The sequence below is a fragment of the Achromobacter spanius genome (assembly GCF_002966795.1).
In the GTDB taxonomy this organism is placed as follows: domain Bacteria; phylum Pseudomonadota; class Gammaproteobacteria; order Burkholderiales; family Burkholderiaceae_B; genus Achromobacter; species Achromobacter spanius_D.
The window spans coordinates 5,499,276-5,520,800 of sequence record NZ_CP023270.1; the positions used below are offsets into that span (position 1 = coordinate 5,499,276).

Below are 21,525 nucleotides of genomic sequence, written 5' to 3' on the forward strand. Positions count from 1 at the left end.
TCGTATTTAGAATAATGACCGCACATCAGCACACCCGCCGCCGCTTTTGCGCCGCGGCGCTGGGCGCCGCCCTCCTGCCGCGCCTTGAACCAGTCCGGGCCGCCGCGCCCGAACGCCGAGCCAAACTGACCCTTGCGGGGCCAGGCGCCGTGGTCAGCTATCCGCTGATGCACATGGCGGCCACCGGCGCGCTGGCCGATCACACCGAAAAGCTGCACTTTCGCTTGTGGCAGACGCCGGACCAGTTGCGCACGCTGCTGGTGAACCGCGACGTCGAGTTCAGCGCGGCGCCCAGCACGCTGCCCGCCCTGCTGCACAACCGCGGCATGCCGGTGCGCCTGTTGAACATCTCGGTCTGGGGCATTCTGTGGCTCGTCAGCCGCAATCCCGACGTCAAGACCTTCGCCGACCTGGCGGGACGCGAACTGGTCGCGCCCTTCCAGCGCGATCTGCCCGCCGTGCTGCTGGACACCTTGCTGCAGGCCCAGGCCGACAAAGGCTTGGCGCCCGTCTCGCTGCGCCGCACGCGCGACGGCCAGGACGCCATCGCCCTCATGCTCAGCGGTCAGGCTGAAAGCGTGCTGCTCGTCGAACCCATGGCCTCGCTGCTGCTGTGGCGCGCGCAGCAGGCCGGCGGCGTGGCGTTGCACCGCGGCCAGAGCCTGGAAGCCGCGTGGCGCGGCAGTTTTCCCGAGCAGCCCTCGCTGCCGCAGGCCGGCGTCATGGCTGGCGCCAACGTGGCCGACGATGCCGCGCTGTGCCGTGCGGTCGACGCCGCCTACGCCGCATCGGCGCACTGGTGCGCGGCCAACCCCGAGGCCTGCGCCGACCTCGTGCGCGAACACCTGCCGCACCTGCCCGCGCCGGCGGTCGTGACCGCGATACGCGGCACGCGGCTCGACAGCCGCAGCGCCCGCGAGGCCCGCCCCGAACTCGAAGCGCTGTACCGCCTGCTGGCCAGCCGCTTTCCGCAGGCCATCGGCGGCGAGCTGCCGCCCGTCGGCTTCTACGGACCATGAGCGCCCCCGCCGCAAGTCCCGCGCGCACGTCGCGCGGCTGGAGCGTGGCCGGCGTCCTGCTGTTGCTGCTGGCGTGGCACCTGACCGCCCGCCATCTTGGACCGCTGCTCATGGCCACGCCCTGGGACGCGTTGCGCGCCATCGGCCCCCTCGTGCGCAGCGAACAGTTCTTCGCCAATGCAGGCGTCAGCCTGATGCGCATCGGCGTCGGCGTGCTGGCCGGCGCATCCATCGGCTTCACGCTCGGCGTGCTGGCCGGGCACAGCGCGCGCCTGCGCGGCCTCATCGAACCCGTGCGCTGGCTGCTGATGGCCGTGCCGCCCGTGGTGATGGTGGTGCTGGCCATGCTGTGGTTCGGCATGGGGTCGCCCATGGTCATCTTCATCACCACGCTGATGATGGCGCCCGGCATGTACGTCAACACGGTCAAGGGCATGCTGCACGTGGACCGGCGGCTGATGGAGATGACGCACGTCTACCGCTACGGCCCGTGGCTGCGCCTGCGCCACCTTTACCTGCCCGCGCTCAGCGCGCCGCTGCTGGCCGCGTTGCTCATCGCCCTGTGCGGCGGCGTGCGGCTGGTAGTGATGGCCGAAGTGCTGGGCGCAGAAAACGGCATCGGGTACGCGCTCGCCAACGCCCGAAGCACGTTCGACACCGCCGAACTCTTTGCGTGGGTGCTGCTGATCTTCGGCCTGGTCGCGCTGCTGGAATTTGCGCTGCTGCAGCCGCTGCAACGCCGCCTGGGCCGCTGGATGGAGCCGAGCCATGCTTGAAATGCAAAACCTCGTGCTGCGCTTTGGCGCCCAGCCGGTGCTGGCCCGCATCGACTTGCGATTGGCGGCCGGAGAGCGGCTGGGTCTTGCCGGCCCCAGCGGCGCGGGCAAGAGCTCACTGGTGCGTCTGGCGGCCGGATTGCTCGCGCCTACCACAGGCACGCTGCGCAACACGTTCCGGCATCCGGTGCTGATGTTCCAGGAGCCACGCCTGCTGCCCTGGCGCAATGCGCGCGACAACGTGGCGCTGCCGCTGCGCGCCGCCGGCCTGCGCATGGCCGACGCCCGCGCGAAAGCGGATGAATGGCTGGCCCGGGTCGGGCTGGTCGGCGCGGGAAATGCCTGGCCGGGAGAACTCTCGGGCGGCATGGCGCAGCGGGTCTCGCTGGCCCGCGCGCTGGCGCTTGAACCCGACCTGCTGCTGCTCGACGAACCCTTCAGCGCGCTCGACCCCGCGCTGCGCCGCCAGCTCTCCGCGTGCTGCCATGAAGAAGTCGCGCGTCTGGGCGCGGCCCTCATCTGCATCAGCCACGACCCGCAGGAACTGCTGGGGCTGGTCGACCGCTGCGTCGTGGTCGGCAACGGCCGCGTCGAACCCGTCGCGCTCAGCGGAGCTATCGGCAGCCCGCAGCGCGCCGCCGATGCCGAACGCCTGCACGCCCTGCTGCTCGATTCAAGGAAACAACCATGACCTACATCGCCCTGCACATCGCGCATCTGTTCGCCGCGCTGATCTTCATCGGCACCGTGATCTTCGAAGTGCTGTTCCTGGAACCCGTTGCCAGACGCCTGCCCGCCGACGTGCGCCGCGCGCTGTCGCAGCAACTGGGGCCACGTGTGCGCGGCGTGGTGCCCTGGGTCCTGGTCGTGCTCTACGCCTGCGGGCTGGGCATGGCCTGGCACTACCGCGCCGTGCTCGCCAGCCCCGGCAGCTCGGCCTTCGCGGCGCTGCTGCTCTTGAAGATGGCGCTGGCCGGCAGCGTGCTGATGCACGTCATCACGGCCATGACGCTGGCGCGCCGCCAACGCCTGAATGCCGCAATCCGCTCACGCGTGCACTTGAGCGTGTTCTGTCACATGGCCGGCATCGTGCTGCTGGCCAAGACCATGTTTCACATTTCCTGGTAACGCCCAGGCCCGTCCTTCGTGGAATCCAACTGATGTCTACCCCTGTCCTGCGCCAGCTCGCATCCACCCTCACCCTGGGCGCCCTCGGGTTGTCCGTCGCCGTGGCGCAGGAGGCGCCGTCGCTGGCCCCCGTGGTCGTCTCGGGCGCCACCATTCCCAACGCGCTGGAACCCAGCGTGCAACGCACGCAAGCCGAATTGCAGGCCGTGCCCGGCGGCACCAACCTGATCCAGCCGCAGCAGGCCGTGCGTCTCATCACGCTGCGCGACGCGCTGGAATACCAGCCCGGCGTCATCGTGCAGGAATTCTTTGGCGGCCTGGACCAGCCGCGTTTGAACATCCGCGGCTCCGGCATCCAGAGCAACCCGCTGTCGCGCGGCATCCTGCTGATGCAGGACGGCCTGCCGCTCAACGACGCGGACGGCTCGTTCATCATCAGCCTGCTCGAACCACGCAACGCCGGCATCATCGCCGTGCGGCGCGGCGCCAACGCGCTGGCTCCCGGCGCCAGCACGCTGGGCGGCGAGGTCGACTTCCAGTCGCTCACCGGCACGCAGGGCGACTTCATCCGGCTGGGCGCCGGCAGTTTCGGCACGCGCAACGTCACGCTGGCCAAGGGCTTTCAGGACGAGCGCTTCGACGGGCGCTTCGCCTTCGGCTACGACAAGTCGGACGGCTACCGCCACCACTCGTCATCCGAGCGCACCAGCTTCCAGGGCAACGTCGGCTTCCGCCGCGGCCTGTTTGAAAACCGCACCTATCTTTCGTACACCGACCTGAAGTTCGACATTCCCCAGCCGATTCCGAAGGCGCGCATGTACGAGGATCCGCGCAGCGTGCTTGGCGACGGCAACTCGCCGCAGGACATTGCCAACAACGTCTACAACCGCGACCCGCACCGCAACACCAATCAGTTCCGCCTGGCCAACCGCAGCTTCTGGGGCACCGAGACCTTCAACCAGACGGCCGGCGTCTACTGGCAGCACACGAACGACGACTTCACCAACCCGCAGGTCGCCAACGTGACCGACAGCGACACCTACGGTCTGGCCTGGCAACTGAACGGCAAGATCGGCACGGTGGACTACCGCGCCGGACTGGATTGGCAGCGCAGCAACATGGACCGCGATCTGTACGCCATCCGCCCGTCCGACGGCCAGCGCCTGCAACGCTTTGGCAACTACGATCTGCGCGCTGAGAACCGCAGCGCAATTGTGGGCGCGGACTGGCACCTGACGCCGCAGTTCAGCGTGGTGGGCGACGTCAAATACACCGTCGCCGTGCGTGATGCGCACGAGCGCAACAGCGGCAAGACGCTGGACCAGGACTGGCGCTACGCGACCCCGAAGCTGGGCGTGATCTGGCAGCCGGCCGCGACGCAGCGCTGGTATGCCAACGTCAGCCGCAGCAATGAAGTGCCGACCTTCTGGGAAATCGTCAACGGCGAAGTCGCCGCGCCGATGAATCCGGCCACCGCCAGCACGTCGATGAGCAAGCTGGACCTGCAACGCGCGCTCACGTATGAAATCGGCGGCGACGGCACGTTCACCGTCGCCGGCCGCGACCAGCACTGGAGCGTGTCGCTGTACCGCAGCAAGGTCGACGACGAGCTGATGTCGGTCACCAACGAAAACGGCACGCCAGCCGGCACCTACAACTACAACGGCCGCACGCGCCACCAGGGCATTGAGGCCGGGCTGTCCGGCACGCTGCCCTCGCCCGGCGAAGGCATGTTCGACTACCGTATCGCCTACACGCTCAGCGACTTCCGCTTCCGCGACGGCCAGTATCAAGGCAACCGCATCGCGGGCGTGCCGCGCCATTTGCTGAGCGCCGAAGTCATGTACCGCATCGGCGGCTGGCGCTTTGGGCCCAACGTGCGCTGGCTGATGAGCGACACGGAGACCAATCATGCCAACGCGCCCGGCACGCAGCAGGAAGCCTACGCGCTCCTCGGCTTCAAGATCGCCTACGAGCACGACGCGCACTGGAGCGGCTACGTCACGGCCGACAACCTCACCGACAAGACCTACGCCAGCAGCTACGCCATCCGCAACACCGCCACGCCTGCCATGCCCATCTTCCTGCCGGGCAATGGCCGCGCGTTCAGCGCGGGCGTGGCGTACAAGTTCTGATGGCGGCCCGACTGTCTTAGAACTCCGTGCTCACGGACAACAGCACCGTCAGCGGCGCGCCGACCGTCAGGCCTTCGCGCGCCGCGGACTGCCAGTAGTTCTTGTTCAGGACGTTCTCGACCATCGCGCGGATGACGACGGGCTTGCCGTTGGCGTTGAACGCATAACGCGCGCCCACGTCAAAGCGCGTCCAGCCCGGGATCTCCTGCGTGTTGGCAACGTCGACAATCTGCGAGCTGGTGCGCAGCATCCGCGCGGTCAGCGTCAGGCCCGGCACGAACGGTGTGTCCCATTCGGCTGCCGCGTTGAACTGCAGGCGCGGCACGGCGGGCGCGCGATTGCCGTCGTTGACGCCGCCCTCGGTACGCGTCAGGCGCGCATCGGTATAGGCCACGCCGCCCAAGAGGCGCACGCCATGCGTCGGCTCGCCCTGCACCAGGAACTCCAGCCCGCGGTTGCGCTGCTTGCCGTTGGACACGTAGCGCAGGCTGGCAGGATCCAGATAGCTGCTGGGACGCTCGATCTGGAATGCGCTGAGCGTGGTTTCAAACTGGCCGAAATCGTACTTGGCGCCCAGTTCGAACTGCTTGGAGATTTCCGGGGCGAACACTTCGCCCGCGTTGACGGCGCCTTCGGGTGCCGTCCCGCCCTGGCTCAAGCCCTCGATGTAGTTGCCGTACAGCGCCAGCCGCTCCGTGGGTTTGACGGTCAGTGCAAACGCCGGCGTGACGGCCGACTCGTTGTAGTTCGACGTCTGGCGGCCGGTCATCGCGTCGAAGTTGGTCGATTCCACGCGCTGGTGCCGCACACCCGCGATGAACTGCACGCGGTCGTCGGCCATCGAGATCGTGTCGGCCAGCGCAATGCTGACCAGCCGTGAATCGCTGGCCCGGGGCAGATCCGACGGACGTGCAATGTTCGGCTTGGGCAGGTCCGCGGGGTTGTAGATGTTGGAAAACACCGTGCTGGACCGGATCCGCGCCGCCGAATAGTCGATGTCCAGCACGCTGGCGCTCAGCGCCGGCTCGTGCTTGAGCGGGCCGGTCTGTAAGCGCCCCCGCACCCCGATCTCGCCTGTCTTGCTCAACAGCGACTCGTTCAGGCGGGCCGGCACCGCGCCAATGTCGCCAGCCTCGTTCAGCATCAGCCAGCTGGTCTGCATGCTCTCAAAGTCGTGCTTGCGCGCGCCCACCGCGCCATAGACGGTCCAGTCCGGCGACACGTCGTACTCGGCGCGCAGCGCGCCCGACCATTCCTTGGTCTTCCAGTAGGTCCACGACGGAAAGAAATTGCGGCGCGCGTCCGGCGCCCGGCCGATGTCCGTACCCGAGGGCGGCGGGAACAGCAGGCCGCTGCGCGCATCAGTGGTGCGGTTCTGATAATTGATGTCGCCTTCCACGCGCAGGCGCTCGCCCTGGTAGTCCAGGCCCAGGGCCACGGCGCCCAGATCCTCCTTCGCGCCGTCCATCGGCAGATCGCCGCCGCTGCCCGCCACGTTCAGGCGCACGCCCCATTCCTGGCTGTCGCCATAGCGGCGCGACAGGTCGGCGTGCGCGCCGAACTGGCTGTCCCCGATGTACGACACGGTGAAGCGGTTCAAGGGATCGGCGCCCGCGCGCTTGGGCACCAGGTTGATCGAGCCGCCCACGGAACCGTAGGGCGCCATGCCGTTCAGCAAGGCATTGGGACCACGCAGCACTTCCACGCGCTCCACGCCGATCAGCGAGCTCGAATTGCGCGGCGACACGCCGTACAGGCCATTGAACGACACGTCGTAATTGAACAGCGTGAAGCCGCGGATGTTGAACTCGTCCCGCCCCGCGCCGCGCGAGTACGTATTGCGCACCGTGGGGTCATTGACCAGCACGTCGCCGATGTTCTGCGCCTGCTGGTCTTCGATCAGCTTGGCGGTGTACTGCGTCGCGCTGAACGGCGTGCTCATGTCGTCGCGGTCGCCCAACAGGCCCAGGCGTCCGCCGCGCGCCACCTGGCCGCCGGGGTAAACCGGCGGCAGGCCGCTCGCCAGCCCCGAGGCCGTCACCGTCACAGGTTCCAGCGTCGTGGTCTGGCCGGCGGGCAGGACGCTCAGGCGGTACTGGTTCGGCGCCTCGCGCGTGGCGCGCAGTCCCGTGCCGGCCAGGGCCTGCTCCAGCGCCTGGTGGGGGGTGTAGCGGCCCCGCACGCCGTTGCTGTGGCGGTCGGCCACCAGCGACGGCTGCGCGGCCAAGAGGATGCCGGACTGGTTCGCCAGCCGCGTCAGCACTTGATTCAGCGGCGCGGGGGCAATGTCGAAGGTCATCAGATCCGCCACCCCCGTCGTCGCGGGCGCGGCCTGCGCGTGGGCCGGCGGCCCCCAGACGGCGGAAACGGCCATCGCCAAGGCCAGCGGCAAGCCCCAGGACGGGAATCGCCCGCGACGGGCGGCCAAGGCGCGTGCGCGGGTCACGGGAAAGGCCGCGGCGGCGGAAGAAGGACGGTGGGACATGACGGGACCTGTGCTCTCGTGCGTAAGGTTCTGGAAGGGAGAGCGGCGCGCCAGCCATGCGGATCGCAGGGCGCGAGCGGCTCTTACTGTCCTTATTCGAACGAGCGGGCAAAACCCGGAACCGTTTCGCGGATTATTTTTTCAGGCGCGCGCTTCGAGGCTGATCCACCAGGGCATCGTCCGGCGCACCTGGACCGGCAGCACCGAGGCCAGCATGTCCAGCGCGCGGTCGGTTTCGCGGATGGGATAGCTGCCGAAGACATGCAGGCGCGCGATCTCCGGCGCCACGGCCAGGTGGCCGAAGTGATAGCGGCGCAATTCGGCCACCACGTCCGCCAGCGGCGTGTTGTCGGCCACCAGCACGCCGCGCGTCCAGGCCTCGCGGGCCGGGTCCACCGGCATGAAGCCGTCCAGGGTGTCCGCCGTGAACCGCGCCTGGCGCCCCGCCGGCACGATGCCGCTGGCGCGGCTGGCGGCCGTGTCGACACGCACGGCGCCTTCGTGGACGGCGACCACCACGCCGTCTTCCTCGCCGCGCACGGTAAAGCGCGTGCCCAGCGCCTGCAGCCGGCCCTGCGCGGTGTCCACGACAAAGGGACGGATGGGATCCTTGGCGGTCTCGATCAGCAATTCACCCGCGACCAGCTGCACGCGGCGCAACGTGGCGCCATAGTCGACATCGAACGCGCTCAGGGCCTTCAGCCAGACCTGGGTGCCGTCCGCGAGCGCGACGTGGCGCGTTTCGCCCAGCCCGGCGCGATGGTCCGCGCCCCAGGTCAAGGCCGCCAGCGGCAAAGGCGTCTGCCGCCACGCCGTCCACCCCAGGCTGGCAATGCCCAGCGCGCCGGCCATCCCCAGCAGCAACTGCCGGCGCGCGCGCGGCCGGGCCGACGCGGCTTGCCCGAAGGCCGTCACGGCGGCGTCCCGGTCCGGGCTGGATTGCAGGGGGGAAAAGCGGCGGCCGATGCGTTCGACGTAGCCCCAGGCCTCGCGGTGTTCCGCCGCGCGGTCGATCCATTGCTGCCATTGCTGGCGTTCGGCGGCCGACGCATCGCCGGACCGCAGCAGCGCATACCATTCGGCGGCCTGCTCCATCGCGCGATGAGAGGGCTCGCGCGCCTGCGGGGCGCTCATGAGGCGGCCGCCTGCGGCAGGCCGGCCGGCTCGTCCACATATCCCGCCGTCAGGCGCGCTTCAAGCTGCATGCAGCACAACATGGCCTGGGCGACATACTTGCGGACCATGCGCGACGACACGCCCAGCACGTCGGCGACTTCCTGGTCGGTCATCTCGCACGCCACCGCCATGACGAAGGCGTGGGCGGTCTTGGGCGGCAATCCGCGCAGCATCGCGTCGATCTCGCCCAGGGCCTGCAGCACCATGGCCTGATCTTCGGCCGACGACACCGTGGGTTCGGGCTGCGCCGCCAGGGCGTCCAGCCACGCCTGCTCCAGATCCCGGCGCCGCCACAGGTCGATGCACATGCCGTTGGCCATCCGGCGAAGGTAAGTCCTGGCATGCCGGGCGTTGTCGAACTTGCACGGGCGCATCAAGAGGCGCACGAACGCGTCGTGCGCCAGGTCGGCGGCGTCCGCCGCGTTGCCCAGGCGCCAGTTCACCCAGGCCAGCAGCCAGCCGTGGTGATTGCCGTATAGGCTTTCGAAGTCCTGGGATGCCCCTTCCGATCCGCTCACGATCCCGCCCGCGACATCGCTCGCACCATTATTAATGCGAACGGTTATCAATTAACAAAGCGCGATTATTGCCTGGGCTGGCGGGATTTGGCAACGGGCGGCGTTACCCCAGGTACTCCACGTTCCCGCACACCGAAATGCTCTGCCCGCTGATCATCGCACCCTGATCCGAGCACAGGAACACCACCTGATTCGCCACGTCTTCCGGACGCGTCATGCGGCGCAGCGACACTTTTTCCACAAGCTGCTCCCGCATCACCTCGTTGCTGACCCCGCCGGCCTCGGCGCGGGCGGCGATGATGCGCTCGACCCGGTCACCCGACACCACGCCCGGCAGCACGGAATTGACGCGGATGTTCGACGGTCCCAACTCCATCGCCCAGGTCTGCGTCAGTCCGGCCAGCCCGAACTTGCGGGCGCTGTAGGGCGAGCGCAGCGAAAACCCCAGCCGCCCTGCCACGGACGAGATGTTGACGATGGCGCCGCCGCCCGCGGCGCGCAGCAGCGGCACCGCGCTGCGCGCACACAGGAACGTGCCCGTCAGGTTGACGTCCAGCGTGTTGCGCCAGGCGTCCAGCGTGGTGTCCTCAAGCCGGCTGGTCGGCCCGGACACGCCCGCGTTGTTGACCAGCACGTCCAATGCGCCCCACCGCCCGCCCAGCGAATCGAACATCGCCAGCACCTGCGATTCGTCCGCCACATTCGTCAGACTGACGCTCAGCGAGGGCAGGCTTTCTTGCGCCGCCTTCAGCGCCCCTTCGTCCACGTCGCAGATGTGCACGTCGGCGCCCAGATCCAGAAACCTGCGCGCGATCGCCAGCCCGATGCCCTGCGCGCCCGCCGTAACCAGGACGCGGGCGCCTTTCAATGATTCGGTCATGTCCTTTCCCGATGAATGGGTTGCGACGGCGCGGCTCCCGAGCCGCCCCGTCAGACGGTTACGTCACAGCGCGAACTCGGGACGGATACCGCTTTTCAGCGGCAGGCCCATGATCTCGCGCGCCTCGGCGGGCGTGGCCGGCTCCATGTCCATTTCGCGGATGATGCGCACGATGCGCTCGGTCAACTGCACGTTGGTGGCCAGCTCGCCATGCCGGTAGTACAGGTTGTCTTCCAGCCCGACGCGCGCGTGGCCGCCCAGCAGCAGCGCACTGATGTTGGCCTCAAGCTGCGACGGCCCGATACCGCTCACGCAGAAGACGCTGTTCCTGGGTAGCAGGTCCACCATCATCTGCAGATGCCGCGGCGAAAACGGCATGGCGTTCTGAAAGTTGCGATGCACATTCATCACCAGGTTGATGAAGTGCGGGCCTTCGTCCAGGTCCTCGTTGATGAGCGTCGTCACGTCCTGCAGGATGTGCGTGGGGCTGAACACCTCCCACTCGGGCTTGATGCCGCGCGCCTTCATGCCGGCGGCCAGTTCGCGCCCCTTGCTGAGCGGCGTGTTCATCAGATATTCGCGGTCGCCGAACGCCAGGTTCAGCGTGGTGGCGTCCAGCGTGCACATCTCGGCGCCCGCGTCCATGCCCTTCAGACGCTCCTCCCACAGAATCTCCCACGTGCCGGGCGACGTCTCGGCGACCATGTCGCCATGCACGCCGCCGCCCGTGGAATTGTTCAGCACGATGTCGCAGCGCTCGCGAATCAGCTGGTTCATCTTCCGGTAGACGGCGGCGTCGCACGTCGCCAGATCATCCGCACGCCGCGCATGCAGCGCCACCACGCTGGCGCCCGCGTTGTAGCAGCGGTAGACATCCTCCGCGATTTCCGCCGGCTGCGTCGGCAGGTGCGGATTCTGGCTTTTCAGCGCCATTCCCCCGGTCGGGGCGATGGTCACGATGACTTTGCGTTTGGCCATGCGAGTTCTCCTAGGATTTCCACAGCGCGCAGCGGCTTTCGGACTGCTTCGTGAAGGCCTCGTTGCCGTCGATGGCCTGCACCACCGTGAAGTAATCCCACGGCTCCTTCGACTGGTCCGGGCTCTTGACCTGCAGCAGATACATGTCGTGCACGACGCGGCCATCGGGACGCACCACGCCATCCTTGATGTACATGTCGTTCAGCTTGTTTTCACGCAAGTAGGCCAGCACCTTGTCCGCGTCGTCCGTGCCGGTTGCCTTGACCGCGCGCAGATACTGCAATGCCGCCGAATAGTCGGCCGCCTGCAGCGAGGACGGCATGGACTGGCGGCGATCGAAGAACTTGCGGCTCCACGCGCGCGTCTCGTCCGACGCATTCCAGTACCAGCTGTCGGTCAGGTACATGCCCTGCGCGGCCGGCAGGCCCATGGCGTGGATGTCGTTGATGAACATGATCATGCCCGCCAGCTTCATCGTCTTGGTGACGCCGAACTCGTTGGCGGCCTTGATCGAATTGGTTGCGTCCGCACCGGCATTGGCCAGCGCCAGGATCTCGGCCTTGCTGCCTTGCGCCTGCAACAGGAACGACGAGAAATCGCTGGCGGCCAGCGGATGCTTCACGCTGCCCACGACCTTGCCGCCGCCCGACTCGACAACCTTGGTGGTGTCGGCCTGCAGCGCGTGCCCGAAGGCGTAGTCGGCCGTCAAAAAGTACCAGCTCTTGCCGCCCGCCTTGACCACCGCCGCACCCGTGCCGCGCGCCTGCGCCACGGTGTCGTAGGCATAGTTCAGCGTGTAGGGCGTGCACTGCTCGTTGGTCAACGCGGGCGCGCCGGCGCCGACCACGATGATCGGCTTCTTCTTGTCCGCCGCCACCTTCGACATGGCCAGCGCCGTGCTGGAATTGGTGCCGCCGATCAGCATGTCCAGGCCGCGCTGGTCAAACCATTCGCGCGCCTTGGCCGAGGCCACGTCAGCCTTGTTCTGGTGGTCCGCGGTCAAGAGCTCGATTTTCTTGCCGTTGATCTGGCCGCCCATTTCCTCGATCGCCATCTTGATGGCTTCCGCGCCGCCGGGACCATCCGGCCCGGCGTAGACGCCGGACATGTCGGTGATGAATCCGATGCGGATCACGTCGTCGGACACTTGCGCCTGCGCGGCCGTGGCGGGCAGCAGCGCGGCGGAAATGGCGCCGGCAATGGCGGTGGCGGACAGCAGGCGTGGCATTGACAACATACCGGTCTCCTCTTATGGTTTTTTGGCCCGTGGGCGTCAAACATTCTGCGGTCCGGCTGCCCCCGCGGACAGTCATCACGTTGACAAAGCACCCTAGGGTTTACCTGGGCCGCCTTCCACCTCCAGACAGGGAACGAACATGCGCGAATCGCCTGCCCTGGCGGGCAACGACGCGTCCGCGGCAAATCGCCGGCCGGCGCGCAGTGCCGTGGACCAGATGCTCGACGTGGTGCCCTGGTACAAGGGTCTGCCCGAACTCGAGCGCGACGTGGTGCGCGCCGAACTGCGCACGGTGTCGCTGGCAACAGGCGAGTACCTGTTTCGCGCAGGGTCCCGCTCGCCCGGCTGGTATGGCGTCGTCGAAGGCCTGGTGAAGTGGTCGTCGCCCGGCACCGATGGCCGCACGTTGTCGCTGGCCGGATTCAGCACGGGAAGCTGGTTCGGCGAAGCCACCATGATCCGCCGCGAGCGCTTCGAATACGAAGTCGTCGCCCTGCGCCCCAGCCGCATCGTGGTCCTGCCGCGTGACACCTGCGAGCGCCTCTGGAACAACAACATCGAATTCACCAAGGCGCTGATGACGCACCTGGCGCAGCGGGTGAACTGGCTGATGGGCTGCTACACCGGCAACGTGCTGCTCGACGTCGACACCACGGTGGCGCGCGCCGTCGCGGCGCAACTGGACGCTGAGGCCCATTCCGGCACAAAGGGCCGGCTGCGGATCTCGCAGGAAGAGATCGCCGGCCTGTGCGGCGTCTCGCGCCAGCGCTGCAACACCGCGCTGACCCGGTTGGCGCGCGAAGGCGTACTGCAAACGCACTACGGCGGGTTGACGGTGCTGGACAAGGAGGCGTTGTACCGGTGCGCGAAGATCAGCCGCAATCCGGCATAATGCCCGGGCTGCCGCCGATCACGCGGCGCCGACACAAACGGCAACGCCGCGGCAAAGCGCAATCTTGCTGGCTTCGCAGAACTGTTCTGCAGATCGATGGGGTAATCGGCCGGTCGGATAAAAATTATCATCGGCATGTAAGACAACCCCTGGCCGGGAGCCTGATTCCGGCCTACCCAGCCGCCAGCGTCAAAGCATAAGAATCCGGCCCGCGGAAGGCACGGTCCCCGCATGGCGGCGGGAACCTGGAGAGAGACAGATGCGCAAGCTCACGCGCCGCGGCTTCATCGCGGCCGGAACCCTCATGATGTTTGCCCGGCCGGTGCTGGCCGCGGCCAAGCCCGTGACCCTGATCGTGCCCTATGCCGCGGGCGGCCCCAACGACAATTTCGCGCGCCTCCTGGCCGAAGGCATGGGCGCCGAGCTGGGCAAGAACTTCATCGTCGAGAACAAGCCTGGCGCCAACGGCATCATCGGCGCATCGCAGGTCGCACGTGCGCCCGCCGACGGCAGCATGCTGCTGATGGGCGGCTCCGGGCCCCTGTCCCTGAACATCCTGCTGCGCCCCAGCCTGAACTACGGCTTTGACAGCTTCAAGTCCGTCGCCATGATGTTCGATGGCCCGCTCACGATCACCGTGCCTGCGAAGATGGGCGTCAATTCCCTCGCGGAACTGGTCGCCTACGCAAAAAACGAGAATCGCGCGCTCACCTACGGATCGCTGGGCCCCGGCAGCGTCACCGATCTATACGGGCTGATCATGTCCAAGACGCTGGGCATCCCGCTTACCGCCGTGCCCTACAAGAGCACGCCCACCAGCCTGATCGACCTCATCACCGGGCGCAACGACCTCTCTTACATGACGCCCATCGCCCTGGCCGACCACCAGAAAGCGGGCGCGGTGAAGATCCTGGCGCTTACGACCGACCAGCGCGATCCGGCGCTGCCGGAAGTGCCCTGCGTGACGGAACTGGGTTATCCCCAACTCAAGGCCAGCTACTGGACTGCGCTGCATGCGCCCAAGGGAACGCCCGACGCGATCGTAGAGGCCTATTCCACGGCCGCCATCAAGATCGTCCAATCCGAGAGCTTCCGAAAGCTGCTCGTTGCCAACGGCCAGACCGAGAAAGCCGGCGGCCCGCAGACGCTGGAGGCGCAATTGGAGACCGACCGGCAGTATTGGGGCAAGGTCATCCAGGAAAATCACATCGTCCTCGATTGAACCGCCCTTTCCCAATGACAAGCCCGCCAATCTGGCGGGCTTGTCCGTTCAGGCAGATGCGGCGTTCATTGAATCCGCGCCGGCGCGATGCCGTGCGTGGCGGACTGGAAGTTGATCACCGGGCGCGCCTCCCGGCAGGCGGTCCTGCGGATCTTGCCCACGATGAGATCGTGCGTGCCCAGTTTCTCGGTGCAGACGATGTCGCACTCGATGCTGGCCAGCGCATCGGGCAGCACGGGCGCGCCATGTTCGTTCATCACCCAACCGCCTTGGGCGAACCGCGCCCTGCCCTGAGGATTCTTCATGAAGGCCTCGATCACTTCGCCATGGCCTTCTCCCAGGATGTTGGCGACAAAGCGGCCGTTTCGCAGCAGCGGCGCATGCGCCGACGCGCTCTGCTGCACAAAGAATCCGACCATGGGCGGGTCGGCAGAGATCGACGTGAGGCTGGAAACGATCATCCCTGCCATGTCGGCGCCGTCGCCCGTGCTGACGGCGCTGATGCCCGCCGGCAGCGAGCGCATCGCCGCCTTGAAGTCATCGACGGACACCACCTCGTCGCAATCGTTGACCACCATGTGCGCGCGAATGTCGCCCCTTTCATCGACCCAACCATGCCGCGCCGCGTAATCCACCATCTTCGTGAAGCTGGCCTCCCACGCCGGATCGCCCGCGTGCTGCGACAGAAAGCGCAGCACCGACGGCGACAACCGCACGTGCCGCTCGTCCTCGCGCCGGCCAATGCGGGCGATCGCACGTTCCAGCCTGTCCGCGGGCTGCGGATCCGCCATGACATCCAGGCGGCCGAAATCGGCCGCATCGCGCAGCGCGATAGCGCCGGCGTTGCTCAAGTAGATACGCATGTTGCCCTCCTTCAGGCAAGGACTGTCGTACTGCCGACTTCCTTGCGGATCGCGGGAATGATCTTGTCGCCCCAGAGTTCGATCTGCTTGAGCATCGTCTTCTGGTCGAAATCGCCAAGCTGCGTTTGCAGCGCGATGTGCTTGGGCCGCAGGATGCTGATCTCTTCCAGCATCTTGTCGATGACTTCGTTGACCGATCCCACAGGCAGATTCTTGCGCAGTTGCTCGAAAGTCGGATCCGTTTCGGACGGCACTTCCTTGACCATATAGCCGTCGTCGCTCTGCGCGCGGCGGAACTTCAGGCTTTCGGAAATGCGGCGCTGGAAGCGCGCGCAATCCAGATAGGCGTCGATCTCGGCCTTGTTGTCTGACGCATAGCCGCAGCGCAGGAAGCCGAACTTCACGTCGCGGTCCAGATCCTTGCCGTTGTCGTCGGCCACTTTCTCAAGCCGGCCTCGCAGCTCGGCGATGGCGTCGTTGCCCTTGAGCAGTGCGGTCACGAACAGGTTGTGGTTCTCGCGAACGCCGCGGCTCAGCGTCACCGGATTGCCCGACGTGATCCACAGCGGCGGCATCGGATCCTGTACACAGCGCACCGCGATCGAGCTGGGCGGAATCTTCAGGAACTTGCCGTCATGCTCGAAGATCTTCTGCGTCAGACCCTTGGGGATGACGTCCAGGAACTCATTGAAGATCGCGCCCGACTCTTCCAGCTGCACGCCAAAGCGCTCGAACTCGAACTGCTGGTAACCCGATCCGACACCCAGTTCCAGGCGGCCGTTGGACACCGTGTCCACAAAGCCGACTTCGGCCAGGAAGCGCGCGGGGTGGTACAGCGGCAGGATGCACACCGCCGTGCCCAGACGGATGCGGCTGGTCTTCGCGGCCGCATGCGCCACCGTCATCAACGGCGACGGCGACAGCGAATAGTTGTTGAAATGGTGCTCGGCATACCAGGCCGTGTTGAACCCGGCTTGCTCGGCCGCCACCGTCTGCTCGATGGAGTTGTTGATGACTTGCGCGGAGGACTGGTGGTAACCTCGTTGCTGCGCCAGAATGAATACGCCGAATTCCATTGTGTCTCCTCATTGATGCTTGAATCCTTGAGGAAATTCTAGAGGCCGGTAGTCATGGGCTGGAATACAAGAAAAGCGGCGTTCTGTGCTGCATAAAGTGGAGGAATGATGGACAGACTGCGCGCAATGGAGCTCTTTCTGTCGATCTCGAAGACCGAGAGCTTCTCGGAAACCGCGCGCCAGTTCGGCATCTCCGCCACCTCGGTGTCGCGCATGATCACCGACTTCGAAAACGAGCTCAACGTGAAGCTCCTGCTGCGTTCCACGCGGCAGGTCGTGCTGACCGAAGCCGGCCAGGAATACGCGCGCCAGCTCGAAACCATCCTCTGGAACATCAACGAGGCGCACCGCAACATCACCGAAATCCGCGCCGCGCCCAAGGGCATCCTGCGTGTGCATTCGCGCATGATGTTCGGCCTGGGCGTGTTGCCGCAGCTTGTCGCCGCGTTCCGCGAGGCCTATCCCGAGATCCACATCGAACTCGTGCTGTCGGAAGCCAAGACCGATCTGCGGCGCAATAACTTCGACATCGACTTTCGCATCTCGCCGCCCGTCGAGGCCGGCCTGAAGCGGCGCATCCTGTTCAAGAGCGAACGCTATCTGGTGGCCTCGCCGGCCTACCTGGCGAATCGCGACCTGCCCACGCGGCCCGCGGATATCTCGCAGCATGACTGCCTGGCGTATCTGCTGCCCGGCGACCAGACCTGCTGGCGCTTCAAGCAGCGCGACGCCATCGACGAGGTGCTGATCAAGCCGCGGCACGTCACCAACAACGGCGTGGCGTTGCTGGAACTGGCCCGGCTGGGCGAAGGGATTGCGCTGCTGGACGACTACACCGTGCACCACGACATCGAGCGCGGCACGCTGGTGCGGTTATGCGCCGATTACCGTGTCACCAACACGACGTTTGAAGAAGGCATGTACGCCACCATCCTGGACACCGCCATGATCCCCGTGAAGATCCGGCTGTTCCTGGACTTCGTGGCCTCGCACGTGTCCGGCGCGGAACTGCGATTTGCCGCGTACGGCAAGCCGGCCACCGGCGACTGACGCGCCGGCAGGCATCAGGCTTGCGGCCGGATCCGGCAGTGCGGACGCGGCGCGCCGGCATAACCCGTGCCGCGCACGCGCAGCAGCGCGCCGTCCATGGGGCCGTCCGCCGACAGGCGCCCGCTGTCACTGATGGATGTGACGTACAGGTCGGTCAGGCCGTCCCCGCCAAAGCACAGCGACGCGGGGTGGGCGACCGGCAGATCAATGCGCGCATCCAGTTTTCCGTCGCGGTCGAACCTGACGATGGCGCCGGCATGCACCAGCGCCGTCCATAACCCGCCGTCGCGATCGAAACAGCAGCCGTCGGGCGCCGACGCCAGCACGTCCGTATCGACGAAGACTTCGCGTTCCGACAACCTGCCCTGCGCGTCCATGCGGTAGCGGTAGATCTTGCGCACCGAACTGTCGCACACGTAAAGGTGCGTGCCATCCGGATGCAGGGCCGGCCCGTTGACGACCCCCAATCCCTCGTCGATGCGGTCAAGATGGCCGGCGGGATCCAGGCGATACAAGCCGCCCAGCGGCGGCTCCCCGGCCTCGCGGTAGATGTGCATGGTCCCCGCCACGAAGCTGCCGTCCGGCAAGGGCGTGCCGTCGTTCAACCGCAGATTCGGGTGACTATCCTCGATACTGGCCAGCGTCCGCAGGCTGCCGTCAGCTGGCCAAAAGCGCGCAAACGACTCCTTCAGCGCCACCACCAGTTCGTCCTCGCCGTTGAACGCAAAGGAACCCAGCGGCGCGGGCAACTGCCAGCGTTGCACGCTGCCAGAGTCGGGTGTCACGGCCAGGATCAGCCCCTTGCGGCAGTCCGCCATCCACAACTGCCCGCGCGCTGCATTCCACACCGGGCATTCGCCCAGGGCCGCGCGCAGCGTCCCGATCCGTTCAATCAGCATCTTCCGCCTCGCTCCTTCAAATCCGGCTTTCAGCCGGTTTTCTTCCCCATGGTATCGGCTCGGAGTGGGCCGGAATATGCGGCATTCCTGCAGAACACAACCACCGTTTTTGGCGTAGATCGGGCAGGAACCCCTTCCTAAAATCAAAAAAAAGTCCGGCGCCGCCCGGCACGGACTGCGGACAAGACGGGTCGAACCGGCCCGAGGAGACTTCTATGCAGCACGCCCGCGGCGCCCGGCGCCCCACTGTCCATGCCCAGTCGAACGAGGTGCACGCATGAGCGACACCCCCGTCACGTTCGAAGTCAACGAGGGCGTTGCCCTGGTCACCCTGAACAACGCGCCGGTCAACGCGTTGAACCGCAACATGCGCCGGCGCATCGTGGCGATCTTCGACGAGATCTCCGAGCGCGAGGACATCCGCTGCGCAGTACTGACCGGTAATGGCACGGTCTTCTGCGCCGGCGCGGACCTGAAGGACCGCCCCAACGCCGACATCGCCGGCGACTTTCTGGAACACAACCGCATCACTCGCGAGACCGGCAACGCCATCAAGGAGTGCGCCAAACCCGTCATCGCCGCTGTCAACGGCGCGGCGCTCGGCGCGGGACTGGGCCTCATGGCTGCCTGCGACATCATGTATGCGTCCGATAACGCCACGTTCGGCATGCCCGAGATCAATGTCGGTCTGGCCGGCGGCGCTTCCATGCTGCGCACGCTGTTCGGGCGCTCGACGCTGCGCCGCATGTTCTACACCGGACAGCGCCTAACCGCGCACGACCTGCTGCGCCGCAACGTGCTGGAAGACGTGCTGCCCCCCGATCAGCTGCTGCCCGCCGCGCTGGCGCTGGCGCACGAAATCGCCGCCAAGGCGCCGCTCGCCGTGCTGTACGCCAAGCGCGCGGCCAACATGGTGGACCTGATGCCCCAGCGCGACGCCTATCGCTTCGAGCAGGACTTCACGATGGCGCTCGCCAAGACCGAAGACGCGCGCGAGGCTCGCATGGCGTTCCTGGAAAAGCGCCAGCCGCAATTCAAGGGACGTTGAGCATGACGCAGCAGAATCAACGCCCCGGCGCGGGGCTGGCCCCCTTTTTCCAGGCGTCGGGCATCGCCGTGATCGGCGCCTCCGATGAGATCACCAAAATCGGTGGCCGCCCCGTGCACATGCTGATCAAGCATGGCTACCGCGGCGCCGTGTATCCCATCAACCCCAAGGGCGGAACCATCCAGGGACTGCCGGCCTACACGTCGGTGAAGGACACGCCCACCTCGCCGGAACTCGCCATCCTGGCCGTGCCCGCCGCCGCCACGCCTGCCGCGCTGCGCGACTGCGCCGCGCGCGGCGTGAAGGCGGCCATCGTCCTGTCGGCCGGATTTACCGAGGCCGGTCCGCAAGGCGCGGCGCTACAGACCGAGCTGGTGGCGATCGCCCGCGAACACGGCATGCGCGTCCTGGGCCCGAATTGCCTGGGCACCGTCAACGTCGCCGAACGCCTGATCGGCTCTTTTTCCATCGCGCTGGAAGAGAACATGCCGCCCGTCGGCCACGTGGGTATCGTGTCGCAGTCCGGCAACGTGGGCAGCCACACGATGCAGAGCGTCGCCCGGCGCGGCATGGGCGTCAGCCGCTTCATCGCGACCGGCAACGAGGCGGATGTGGACGCCGCCGATGGCATTGCCGCGCTGGCCGAGGATCCGGACACGCGCATCATCCTGTGCTGCATGGAAACTTGCCGGAATGCCGGAAAGCTCATCGACGCATTGCGCCTTGCGCGCGGCAAGGGCAAGCCCGTCATCATCCTGAAGATCGGCTCCACCGAGAAAGGCCAGGCGGCCGCCGCCTCGCACACGGGCGCCCTCACTGGCTCGGACGCGGTGATCGACGCGGTCTTCCGCCGGCACGGCGTGCTGCGCGTGCGCTCGGTCGAAGCCCTGATCGACATCGGCCACGCGGCCTCGCTGCTCATGCCCGATCGCTTGCCGGCGAGCGACGCGGTCACGCTCGTTGCCGCGTCCGGCGGCTTCGGCATCATGATGGCCGACGCCATGAGCGAGGCCGGCCTTGCGCTGCCCGCCCTCGCGCCCGACACCCAGCGGCGCATCCTGGAAGCCGTGCCGACGGCCAGCACCGGCAATCCGGTGGACGCGTCCGCCCAGATGTCCAGCCGTCCCGACATCCTGCTCAAGATGCTGACGGCCTTGCTGGACGATCCGTCGGCCAGCTCGCTTGCGCTCTTCATGTCGCTGTCGCTCTACAACACCCGGCTGCGCGGCATCTATCTGGAGGCGCTGGCCCAGGTGCGCGCCAGCCATCCTGACCGCCTGCTGATGGTCATCAGCCAGGGGCCCGCCGACGCCGTCGAGCAGATCAACGCGCTGGGCATTCTGGTGTTCTCCAGCATCGACGCCGCGGCGACGGGGCTGTCAGGCCTGGTAAAGCTGGGCAAGCTGCGCGCGGCCGCTTATGCCGACACCGCGCTGCCCGCCGCCGAACCCGTCGATCCCGCTGTGTTCCGCAACGAATTCCACGCCAAGCAGGCGCTGGGCAACGCCGGCATCGACGTGCCGCGCGAGATCATCGCTCGCAGTGCTGACGACGCGGTGCGTGCGGCCGAGGCCATCGGCTATCCCGTCGTGCTCAAGATCGCCTCCGAAGACGTCGCGCACAAGACGGAAGCCGGCGGCGTGCTGCTCAATGTGACCGACGCCGACGCCGTGCGCCACGGCCACGCCCGCATCCTGGCCAACGTCGCGCGCCATGCGCCCGGCGCTCGCATCGATGGCATCCTGGTCGCGCCGATGGTCGCGGGCGGCACCGAACTGATCGCCGGCGTGTCGCAAGACCCCGTCTTCGGCCCCATCGTCATGGTCGGGATGGGCGGCATCTATGCCGAGGTGCTGAAGGACGTGGCCGTGCAGGCCGCACCCGTGACCGAGGACGAGGCCGCGGAGATGATCCGCTCGCTCAAGATGTTCGCCATCCTGGACGGCGCGCGGGGCCAGCCCAAGGCCGACATCGCCGCCGCCGCGCGTAGCGTGGCGCGCCTGTCGGCGTTCGCCTACCGCCATCGCGACGACGTCTCCGAGATCGACATGAACCCCATTCTGGTCCGGCCGCAGGGCCAAGGCGTGGTCGTGCTGGACGCGCTGATGATCCCGCGCGCCGCGCCCGCCCATTGAGGACAGCC

19 protein-coding genes are annotated in these 21,525 nt (G+C 67.0%); 10 read left to right on the plus strand and 9 right to left on the minus strand.

Features of this window, described 5'->3' with window-relative positions; genetic code table 11:
• The first annotated feature begins 14 nt into the window (after nt 1-14).
• Genes CLM73_RS24875 through CLM73_RS24895 form a run of 5 tightly spaced genes read left to right on the plus strand, consistent with a single transcriptional unit; the run spans nt 15 to nt 5,058 of the window.
• Nucleotides 15-1,019: an ABC transporter substrate-binding protein gene (locus tag CLM73_RS24875; protein ID WP_105240695.1), complete on the plus strand. Its 1,005-nt coding sequence runs from the start codon at nt 15-17 to the stop codon at nt 1,017-1,019.
• The gene (locus CLM73_RS24880) at nt 1,016-1,795 is read left to right on the plus strand and encodes an ABC transporter permease (RefSeq protein ID WP_105240696.1); all 780 of its coding nucleotides are present in this window, start codon (nt 1,016-1,018) and stop codon (nt 1,793-1,795) included. The genes CLM73_RS24875 and CLM73_RS24880 overlap by 4 nt, the downstream gene beginning before the upstream one ends.
• Nucleotides 1,788-2,486, plus strand: coding sequence for an ATP-binding cassette domain-containing protein (locus CLM73_RS24885; RefSeq protein WP_105240697.1), 699 nt, complete (start codon nt 1,788-1,790; stop codon nt 2,484-2,486). The genes CLM73_RS24880 and CLM73_RS24885 overlap by 8 nt, the downstream gene beginning before the upstream one ends.
• On the plus strand, nt 2,483-2,923 hold the full coding sequence (locus CLM73_RS24890) for a CopD family copper resistance protein (protein ID WP_105240698.1): 441 nt from the start codon (nt 2,483-2,485) through the stop codon (nt 2,921-2,923). The genes CLM73_RS24885 and CLM73_RS24890 overlap by 4 nt, the downstream gene beginning before the upstream one ends.
• A 32-nt stretch (nt 2,924-2,955) precedes the next feature.
• Nucleotides 2,956-5,058, plus strand: coding sequence for a TonB-dependent receptor family protein (locus CLM73_RS24895; RefSeq protein WP_105240699.1), 2,103 nt, complete (start codon nt 2,956-2,958; stop codon nt 5,056-5,058).
• A gap of 16 nt (nt 5,059-5,074) precedes the next feature.
• Here the strand turns inward: CLM73_RS24895 and CLM73_RS24900 are convergent, their stop codons facing one another.
• From CLM73_RS24900 to CLM73_RS24925, 6 genes are all read right to left on the minus strand, one after another.
• Nucleotides 5,075-7,543 (minus strand): TonB-dependent receptor, encoded by a 2,469-nt coding sequence (locus CLM73_RS24900; RefSeq protein WP_234015738.1) that lies wholly within the window; start codon nt 7,541-7,543, stop codon nt 5,075-5,077.
• A 141-nt stretch (nt 7,544-7,684) separates the two neighbouring features.
• Nucleotides 7,685-8,677 carry a FecR family protein gene (locus CLM73_RS24905; RefSeq protein ID WP_105240701.1) on the minus strand — a complete coding sequence of 331 codons (993 nt, stop codon included), beginning with the start codon at nt 8,675-8,677 and terminating at the stop codon, nt 7,685-7,687.
• The gene (locus CLM73_RS24910) at nt 8,674-9,237 is read right to left on the minus strand and encodes a sigma-70 family RNA polymerase sigma factor (protein ID WP_105240702.1); all 564 of its coding nucleotides are present in this window, start codon (nt 9,235-9,237) and stop codon (nt 8,674-8,676) included. The genes CLM73_RS24905 and CLM73_RS24910 overlap by 4 nt, the downstream gene beginning before the upstream one ends.
• A gap of 103 nt (nt 9,238-9,340) precedes the next feature.
• The gene (locus CLM73_RS24915; protein ID WP_105240703.1) at nt 9,341-10,117 is read right to left on the minus strand and encodes an SDR family oxidoreductase; all 777 of its coding nucleotides are present in this window, start codon (nt 10,115-10,117) and stop codon (nt 9,341-9,343) included.
• A gap of 63 nt (nt 10,118-10,180) precedes the next feature.
• Complete coding sequence (locus CLM73_RS24920) at nt 10,181-11,095, minus strand: 3-keto-5-aminohexanoate cleavage protein (protein WP_105240704.1); 915 nt, start codon at nt 11,093-11,095, stop codon at nt 10,181-10,183.
• A gap of 10 nt (nt 11,096-11,105) precedes the next feature.
• Complete coding sequence (locus CLM73_RS24925) at nt 11,106-12,323, minus strand: ABC transporter substrate-binding protein (RefSeq protein WP_105241713.1); 1,218 nt, start codon at nt 12,321-12,323, stop codon at nt 11,106-11,108.
• Nucleotides 12,324-12,471: 148 nt separating this feature from the next.
• On the opposite strand from CLM73_RS24925, the gene CLM73_RS24930 reads away from it, so the two are divergent.
• Nucleotides 12,472-13,224 (plus strand): Crp/Fnr family transcriptional regulator, encoded by a 753-nt coding sequence (locus CLM73_RS24930; protein ID WP_234015739.1) that lies wholly within the window; start codon nt 12,472-12,474, stop codon nt 13,222-13,224.
• Nucleotides 13,225-13,483: 259 nt separating this feature from the next.
• Nucleotides 13,484-14,446 (plus strand): tripartite tricarboxylate transporter substrate binding protein, encoded by a 963-nt coding sequence (locus tag CLM73_RS24935; protein WP_105240705.1) that lies wholly within the window; start codon nt 13,484-13,486, stop codon nt 14,444-14,446.
• A gap of 65 nt (nt 14,447-14,511) precedes the next feature.
• On the opposite strand, the gene CLM73_RS24940 is transcribed toward CLM73_RS24935, so the two are convergent.
• Both CLM73_RS24940 and CLM73_RS24945 read right to left on the minus strand, forming a co-directional pair.
• Nucleotides 14,512-15,309: a flavin reductase family protein gene (locus CLM73_RS24940; RefSeq protein WP_105240706.1), complete on the minus strand. Its 798-nt coding sequence runs from the start codon at nt 15,307-15,309 to the stop codon at nt 14,512-14,514.
• 11 nt (nt 15,310-15,320) lie between these two features.
• Entirely contained in the window at nt 15,321-16,385 is a 1,065-nt protein-coding gene (locus CLM73_RS24945) for an LLM class flavin-dependent oxidoreductase (RefSeq protein ID WP_105240707.1), read from the minus strand.
• 108 nt (nt 16,386-16,493) lie between these two features.
• Here CLM73_RS24945 and CLM73_RS24950 point away from each other — a divergent pair, with 108 nt between their 5' ends.
• Nucleotides 16,494-17,435, plus strand: coding sequence for a LysR family transcriptional regulator (locus tag CLM73_RS24950; protein ID WP_105241715.1), 942 nt, complete (start codon nt 16,494-16,496; stop codon nt 17,433-17,435).
• Nucleotides 17,436-17,449: 14 nt separating this feature from the next.
• Here the strand turns inward: CLM73_RS24950 and CLM73_RS24955 are convergent, their stop codons facing one another.
• Nucleotides 17,450-18,334, minus strand: coding sequence for an SMP-30/gluconolactonase/LRE family protein (locus CLM73_RS24955; RefSeq protein WP_105240708.1), 885 nt, complete (start codon nt 18,332-18,334; stop codon nt 17,450-17,452).
• Between the two features lie 277 nt (nt 18,335-18,611).
• Here CLM73_RS24955 and CLM73_RS24960 point away from each other — a divergent pair, with 277 nt between their 5' ends.
• On the plus strand, nt 18,612-19,382 hold the full coding sequence (locus tag CLM73_RS24960; protein ID WP_105240709.1) for an enoyl-CoA hydratase/isomerase family protein: 771 nt from the start codon (nt 18,612-18,614) through the stop codon (nt 19,380-19,382).
• Nucleotides 19,383-19,384: 2 nt separating this feature from the next.
• Nucleotides 19,385-21,517, plus strand: coding sequence for an acetate--CoA ligase family protein (locus CLM73_RS24965; protein WP_105240710.1), 2,133 nt, complete (start codon nt 19,385-19,387; stop codon nt 21,515-21,517).
• Nucleotides 21,518-21,525: the final 8 nt, after the last annotated feature.